6 protein-coding genes and 1 pseudogene are annotated in these 7514 nt (G+C 73.2%); 6 read left to right on the plus strand and 1 reads right to left on the minus strand.

Features of this window, described 5'->3' with window-relative positions:
* The 3 genes and pseudogenes from Q0116_RS10485 to Q0116_RS10495 all read left to right on the plus strand — a co-directional run.
* A pseudogene (locus Q0116_RS10485) lies at positions 1–546 on the plus strand (glutamine-hydrolyzing GMP synthase subunit GuaA); the annotation flags it as partial.
* Positions 546–896, plus strand: coding sequence for a CTP synthetase (locus tag Q0116_RS10490; protein WP_297887799.1), 351 nt, complete (start codon positions 546–548; stop codon positions 894–896). The pseudogene Q0116_RS10485 and the gene Q0116_RS10490, both read left to right, overlap by 1 nt.
* Positions 893–1186 carry a glutaredoxin family protein gene (locus tag Q0116_RS10495; protein WP_297887802.1) on the plus strand — a complete coding sequence of 98 codons (294 nt, stop codon included), beginning with the start codon at positions 893–895 and terminating at the stop codon, positions 1184–1186. The genes Q0116_RS10490 and Q0116_RS10495 overlap by 4 nt, the downstream gene beginning before the upstream one ends.
* A gap of 31 nt (positions 1187–1217) precedes the next feature.
* On the opposite strand, the gene Q0116_RS10500 is transcribed toward Q0116_RS10495, so the two are convergent.
* Positions 1218–2876 carry an HVO_2922 family protein gene (locus Q0116_RS10500; protein ID WP_297887805.1) on the minus strand — a complete coding sequence of 553 codons (1659 nt, stop codon included), beginning with the start codon at positions 2874–2876 and terminating at the stop codon, positions 1218–1220.
* A gap of 117 nt (positions 2877–2993) precedes the next feature.
* Here Q0116_RS10500 and Q0116_RS10505 point away from each other — a divergent pair, with 117 nt between their 5' ends.
* The 3 genes from Q0116_RS10505 to Q0116_RS10515 form a co-directional block, all read left to right on the plus strand.
* A complete protein-coding gene (locus Q0116_RS10505; protein ID WP_297887808.1) occupies positions 2994–4178 on the plus strand; it encodes an amidohydrolase family protein in 1185 nt (394 codons plus the stop codon).
* 95 nt (positions 4179–4273) lie between these two features.
* Positions 4274–6439 (plus strand): NAD-dependent DNA ligase LigA, encoded by a 2166-nt coding sequence (ligA, locus tag Q0116_RS10510; protein WP_297887811.1) that lies wholly within the window; start codon positions 4274–4276, stop codon positions 6437–6439.
* An 81-nt stretch (positions 6440–6520) separates the two neighbouring features.
* A partial coding sequence (locus Q0116_RS10515) for an ABC transporter ATP-binding protein (RefSeq protein ID WP_297887814.1) occupies positions 6521–7514 on the plus strand: 994 nt, incomplete at its 3' end.

The raw sequence follows: 7514 nt of genomic DNA on the forward strand, positions 1-7514 counted from the left end.
CAGGGGACGATCTACCCCGACCGCATCGAGTCGGAGGGGAACATCAAGTCGCACCACAACGTCGGCGGGCTCCCCGAGGTCGTCGACTTCGAGGGGATCGTCGAGCCGGTGCGCGACCTCTACAAGGACGAGGTGCGCGAGGTCGCCCGCGAGCTCGGCTTAGAGGAGATCATCTCCGAGCGCATGCCGTTCCCCGGCCCCGGGCTCGCCGTCCGGATCGTCGGCGAGGTCACGCCCGAGAAGGCCGCCGTCGCCCGCGAGGCGACCCACGTCGTCGAGGAGGAGCTGGAGGAGTACGACCCGTGGCAGGCGTTCGCCGCGGTCCTCGGTAAGGCGACCGGCGTCAAGGGCGACAACCGCGTCCACGGCTGGGTGGTCGCCGTGCGCTCCGTCGAGAGCCGCGACGGGATGACCGCCCGCGCGCAGGAGCTCGACTGGGGCACGCTCCAGCGGATCCAGAGCCGGATCACCGGCGAGAACGAGAACGTGGCGCGGGTCGTCTACGACGTGACCCACAAGCCGCCCGCGACGATCGAGTACGAGTGATGACGGACCAGCCACTCGCCGTCGTCGCCGGCCCCGACGAGCACGGGCTCGGCGAGGAGCTCGCCGCGTGCGGCGTCGCAATCAGCCGGATCGAGGGGCTCGTCACCGCCGACGCGCTCGCCGAGGCCGGCATCGCCGACGCCGCGTACTTCGTCCTCACCGACGTCGAGGAGGCGACCGGCATCCCGGTCGCGAAGGAGAAGAACCCGGAGGTCCGGATCGTGACGTACGCGACCCGGTCGCTGCCGGAGTTCGTCGCGACCGTCGCCGACCTCGCGGTCGACCCCGAACTGCTGGACGCCGCGACGGTCGCCGAGGAGCTGACCGGCGACGACGGAACGGACCAGTGAGCGGGTCCACCTCGACCGACGGCGACGACGGGACCGCGACCGTCCCGGTCACCCTCTACACCCGCGAGGACTGCTCGCTCTGCGTCGTCGCCCGCGAGACGATCGAGTCGGTCGCGGCCGACCTCGACGGCGTGACGGTCGACATCGACGAGGTCGACGTCGACACCGACCCGGAACTGGCCGAGGAGTACGGCGAGCGCGTCCCGTACGTGCTGGTCGACGGCCACCCGGCGTTCAAGTACGAGGTCGACGAGCGCGACCTGCGGCTGAAGCTGCTGGCGGCGAGCTGATCCGGAAAACGCTCGCACCGCCGAGAGCCGCCTACTGCTCGACCGTCTCCGCGCCGGGCGCGTCGGCTTTCACGCTCGTCACGGCCTCGACCGCGTTCGACCGGGAGGCGTACCCCTCGCCGGAGTCCGCGAGGACGTTGCCGTTGCGGTGGCGGAGCCGCCAGCGCCACTCCTCGGCGGCGTCCTCGTATATCTCGAACGCCGCGTCGCCGGCCGCCAGCGCGCCCGCGTCGGGGGCGTACCCGGCGACGCGCTCGACCGCGTCCGTCGCGTTCGACTTAGAGGCGTACCCCCCGCCGGAGTCGGCGATGATGTTCCCGTTGTCGTGGACGAGCCGCCAGCGCCACTTGCCCCCCCTGTCCTCGTAGGCCTCGAAGGTCGCCTTGCTCTCCCCGTCGCCCGCCCGGCCCTCCGCCTCCTCGTCGTCGGGGAATGTGAGGCCGGCGCCGGCCGCGTTCGACCGCACGCTGTCGAGCCCCTGCTGGGCCTTCTGTCGGGAGGCGTACCCCTCGCCGCCGTCGGCGAGGACGTTCCCGTTCTCGTGGACGAGCCGCCAGCGGTACTCGCCGGCCGCGTCCCGGAACACCTCGAACGCCGCGGGGTCGATCCGGAGGTAGTCCGCGCCCGCGACGTGGTCGCGGAGCTTCGAGATCGCGCGCTTCGCGTTCGACTTGGAGGCGTACCCCTCGCCGGAGTCGCCGACGATCTCGCCGTTGTCGTGCCGGAGCCGGAAGCGCCACTCGTCGGCGGCGTCGGCGTACAGCTCGAACGTCGCGTCGCTCTCCGCCGCGTCCGCCGCCGGGATGGCCACGTCCGGCTCCGTCGCGTCGGTCGGCTCCGGGCCGTCGTCGTCGGCGACCGCCTCGGCCTCCTCGACGGGCGTCTCGATCCGGAGGAGGCCGGCGCCGAGCGCGTTCCGGCGCACGCTGTGGAGCCCCTGCTGGGCCTTCCCGCGGCTGCTGTACCCCTGTCCGGCCGTCGCGATGACGTTGCCGTTGCGGTGGCGGAGCCGCCAGCGCGGCTTCCCGCTCGCGTCCTCGAACAGCTCGAACCGGGCCTTGCTCTCGCGCAGTGACGCGACGACGGCCTCCGCGGCCGTCAGCTCGTCACGGGTCGCTTCGAGGTCGGCCTCTGTCTCCGAGAGATCTTCACGGGTCGCCGCCAGCTCCTCGCGGGTCGCCGCCAGCTCGCCGGTCGTCTCCTCGGTCGCCGCCGTCGCGGCCGCGGCCTCGTCGCGCATGCGCTCGTAGTCCTCGTAGACGGGGTCCGAGAGCAGCGGGACGACCGTCCCCGCGAGCCCGATCAGGAGGAGCCCGACCCCGTAGACGGTGATCACGGCCGGGTCACCCGACGCGGTGAGCCACCCGTCCGGGAATACGTTCACGAACCACACGACGCCGAGGACGCTCACCGCCGTGCCGAGGTAGCCGAGGTACGTCCCGGTCCGCCGGAGCGGGAACCGGATCACGGCCCCGAGCATCACGAACGGCGGGGCCAGCGCCGCGAGCGCGTACCCGACCCCGCGGGCGACGGTCGCCGACTCGGTGAGGAGAAACACCGCGACGCCGGCGAGGCCGAGCAGCACGCCGAAGCCGAACAGCCAGTAGCCGTTCACCTCGTCGTCGGTCGTGGGCGTGCCGATTCGCCGCCGGTACAGCCCCCCGCCGCCCGGTTCGTCATTTGTTGCCATGTGACGGGCGACTCCGGCCAGCCGGTTATACGTGGTGGGAGCTGACACGACGCCGCGTCCGCCCGTCGGACTACCGCGACCCGAGCGTTTACGACCCTGACGCTCCCTCGTGGTGGCATGTACGTACTGCGAGGCGGTCGGGTGGCGGACGCCGCGGGGACCCGCGAGGCCGACGTGGCCGTCGCGGACGGGGAGATCGTCGCGGTGGGCGACTCGGGGGCGGTCGACGACGCGGTCGCGGAGCGCGACGCGGGCGGAGCCACCGAGGTCGACGTCGACGGGCGGGTCGTGGCGCCCGGGCTGATCGACGCGCACGTCCACGTGATGATGGACGGGCGGCCGGACGTCTCGACGGCGGTCTCCGACAGCGACTACGCGGCGAGCTACCGGGCCGCGAGCAACCTCGCGGCCGCGGTCGAGGCGGGCGTCACGACCGTGCGCGACCTCGGGAGCCGCGGGACGCTCGCGCTCGACGCGGGGGAGGCGGTCGCCGCGGGCGACATCGACGGCGCGCGGGTCCTCGCGTGCGGCCGGAACGTGATCATGACCGGCGGCCACGGCAACTGGTTCGGGCGCGAGGCCGACGGCCCCGCGGAGGTGCGGAAGGCGGCCCGCGAGCAGCTGAAGGCCGGCGCGGACGTGCTCAAGTGTATGGCGACCGGCGGCGTGCTCACCGAGGGCGCGGTGACGGGTGCGCCCGAGCTCACCCCCGAGGAGCTGGCCGCGTTCACCGACGCCGCCGCGCCGACCGACACGCCGACCGCGGCCCACGCTCACGGCGAGGTGGGGATCAAAAACGCCGTCGAGGCCGGCATCTCCAGTATCGAACACGGGACGTTCATGGACCGCGAGGCCGCCGAGATGATGGCCGAGCGCGGCACCTACTGGGTGCCGACCGCGAGCGCGCTCCGCGGCATCGTCGACAACGGCGTCGAGGCCGGCATCCCCGAGGACGCCGTCGCGAAGGCGGAAGACGCCGCCGAGCGCTTCGACGACGCGTGGGACCACGCGATCGACGCGGGCGTCCCGATCGCGATGGGGACCGACGCGGGCACGCCGTTCAACTTCTTCGAGGAGATCCCGCAGGAGATGGCGCACATGGTCGACTACGGGCTCTCGCCGGAGCGGGCGCTTGAGGCCGCCACCGTCAACGCCGCGGACCTGCTCGGGCTCGACGACGTGGGGCGCGTCGCCGAGGGGCATCGGGCCGACCTCGTCGTCCTCGACGCCGACCCGACCGAGGACGTGGAGGCGTGGCAGGAGCCGGACGCGGTGTTCGCACGCGGCGACCGCGTCGCCTGACCGCGGTCGACCGCGCTTCTCGCACCGAACCGAGCCGCCCCGCCCGCGACGCGCGGAACGGTCATTTTTACTCCGCGCCGCCTCACTATCCGTCGATGACGACCTCGTCGACCCGGCACGCGGACCCGGACGCGAACCCCTACGTCGAAGCCCCGCCGACCGACTTCGATCCGGTCGCCGACCTCTCCGAGGACGAGGCCGCCGAACAGGCCGCCCTGCTCCGGGCGGCCGTCCGCGAACACGACCACCGGTACTACGTCGAGGCCGACCCACTCGTCTCCGACGAGGCGTACGACGCGCTGTTCGCTCGGCTGGCGGACCTCGAATCGGCGTTCGACCTCCCGACCGAGAACTCGCCGACCCGACGGATCGGCGGCGAACCGCTCGACGAACTGGAGAGCGTCGAACACGTCGCGCCGATGCGCTCGATCGAGAACGACACCGACGCCGAGGCGGTCCGCGAGTTCGACGAGCGCGTCCGCGGCGGATTGGCGGACGCGGCGGAATCGGGCGACCTCCCGGCGTTCGACCACGACGACCTCGCGTACGTCTGCGAGCCGAAGTTCGACGGTCTCTCGATAGAGGTGGTGTACGAGGACGGCGCGTACGTCCGCGCGGCTACACGCGGCGACGGGCGCGAGGGTGACGACGTGACCGAGCAGGTCCGGACGATCGGCTCGGTCCCCGCCCGGCTCCGGGGCGACGACCACCCGGAGCGGCTCGCGGTCCGCGGGGAGGTGTACATGCCCCGCGACGACTTCGAGGCGTACAACGAGGAGCTCATGGAGCGGGGCGAGGAGCCGTTCGCGAACCCCCGCAACGCCGCGGCCGGGACGCTCCGCCAGCTGGACCCCGCGGTCGTCGCCGAGCGCCCCCTCGACGTCTTCTTCTTCGACGTGTTGGCGTGGGAGGCTGGCGCGGAGGGGCCGGAGCGCCCCGCGCGCCACCGCGACGCGCTCGACGCGTTCGAGTCGCTCGGCCTCCGGCGGAACGACCGGGTTGAGGTCGTCGACGACGTCGAGGCCGCGATCGACTACCGCGACGAGGTCCTCGCCGCCCGCGACGACCTGAACTACGCGGTCGACGGCGTCGTGATCAAGGTCGACGCGCTCGCGCACCGCGAGGCCCTCGGGAGCACGTCGCGCGCGCCGCGCTGGGCGTTCGCGCACAAGTTCCCGCCGCGGACCGCGACGACGACGGTCGAGGGCGTCACGGTCCAGGTGGGTCGCACCGGCCGGCTCACGCCCGTCGCCGAGCTCGACCCCGTCGACGTCGGCGGCGTCACCGTCTCGCGCGCGACGCTCCACAACCCCGCCGAGATCGAGGCGCTCGGCGTGAACGTCGGCGACCGCGTCCGGATCTACCGCGCGGGCGACGTGATCCCTTACGTCCCCGAGGTCGTCGAGAAGCGCAGCGAGGGGACCTACGCGTTCCCCGACGCCTGCCCGGTCTGCGGGGCCGACGTCGAGCGCGACGGCCCGCTCGCGTTCTGTACCGGCGGGCTCGGCTGCCCGGCGCAGTTGGAGCGCGCGGTCGAACACTGGGCGCGCCGCGACGCGCTCGACGTGGAGGGGCTCGGCCCCGAGCGGGTCGAGCAGCTCCGCGAGGCCGGTCTCGTGGAGTCGCTCCCGGACCTGTACGACCTGACCGCCGACGAGCTGGCGGCGCTGGAGGGGTGGGGCGAGACGAGCGCCGAGAACCTGATCGCCGAGCTCGACGCGACCCGCGAGCCGGCGCTCGACGACTTCCTCGCCGGGCTCGGGATCCCGGACGTGGGCGCGGCGACCGCCCGGGCGCTCGCCGCGCACTTCGGGACGCTCGACGCCCTCCTCGACGCAGACGAGGCGGCCCTCCGCGAGGTCGACGACGTCGGTCCCGAGGTCGCCGGGTCGATTCGCGCGTTTTTCGATCGCGAGGAGAACCGCGCCGCGATCGAGGGGCTCCGCGAGCGCGGCGTCGACCCCGAGCCGTTCGAGACCGACGCGGGCGACGGCTCGGCCGACGCGCTCGACGGGCTCACCTTCGTGTTCACGGGGTCGCTCTCCGTCCCGCGGAGCGAGGCTCAGGCGCACGTCGAGGCGCGCGGCGCGTCGGCGACGTCGAGCGTCTCCGGGAACACCGACTACCTCGTCGCCGGCGAGAGTCCCGGCCGGTCGAAGCGCGACGACGCCGACGCGGAGGGCGTGCCCGTCGTCGACGAGGACGACTTCGCCGCCCTGCTCGCCGACCGCGGCGTCGACTGGCCGCCGACCGACGACTGAGGCGAGGAGGGTGTGCTCGCCATCGGCCGCGCTCCGCGACGACCCGCAACCATTTATCAACTTACGACGGGACCGAACGATATGACCGCGATCGAACTGCGGGGCGTGACCAAGGAGTTCGGCGACGTCACGGCCGTCCGCGACCTCGATCTCACCGTCGAAGACGGCGAGGTGTACGGGTTCCTCGGCCCGAACGGCGCGGGCAAGTCGACGACGATCGACATGCTCTTAGACCTCGTCCGCCCGACCGCGGGGACCGTCCGCGTGCTCGGCGCCGACGTGGCGACGGACGGGGTCGCGATCCGCCGCCGGACCGGCGTGCTCCCCGACGGGTTCTCGGTGTACGACCGCCTCTCCGGGCGGAAACACGTCGAGTTCGCCGTCGAGTCGAAGGACGCCGCCGACGACCCCGACGCGCTGCTGGCGCGCGTCGGCCTCGCCGACGCCGCGGACCGGGACGCCGGGGAGTACTCGAAGGGGATGCGCCAGCGGCTCGCCCTCGCGATGGCGCTCGTCGACGACCCAGACCTGCTGATCCTCGACGAGCCGTCCTCCGGGCTCGACCCGGCCGGCGCGAAGGAGATGCGCGAGATCGTCCGCGCGGAGGCCGAGCGCGGCGCGACCGTCTTCTTCTCCTCGCACATCCTCGAGCAGGTCGACGCCGTCTGCGACCGCGTCGGCATCCTGCGCGACGGCGAGCTGGTGGCCGAAGACTCCGTCGAGGGGCTCCGCGAGGCCGTCGGCGGCGAGGAGACGCTCGAAGTCGCGGCTGCGGGCGCCGACGGCGACGCGGTGGCGGCGGTCCGCGCGCTCGCCGGCGTCTCGGGCGTCACCCGCGACGGCGACGAGTTGGTGGTGAACTGCGACAGCGACGCGAAGACCGAGGTCATCGCGACCTTGGAAGAGGCCGGGGTCTCCGTCGCCGACTTCCACACCCGCGAGGCCTCGCTGGAGGACCTCTTCTTGGCCTACACCGAGGGCGACGCGGCGACGCGCGACGCCGATACCGCCGCGTCTACGTCGACCGACGTTGACCCGACCGGCGGCGACCCGACCGACGTTGACCCGACCGACG

The sequence above is a fragment of the uncultured Halorubrum sp. genome (assembly GCF_937146585.1).
GTDB classification, from domain to species: domain Archaea; phylum Halobacteriota; class Halobacteria; order Halobacteriales; family Haloferacaceae; genus Halorubrum; species Halorubrum miltondacostae.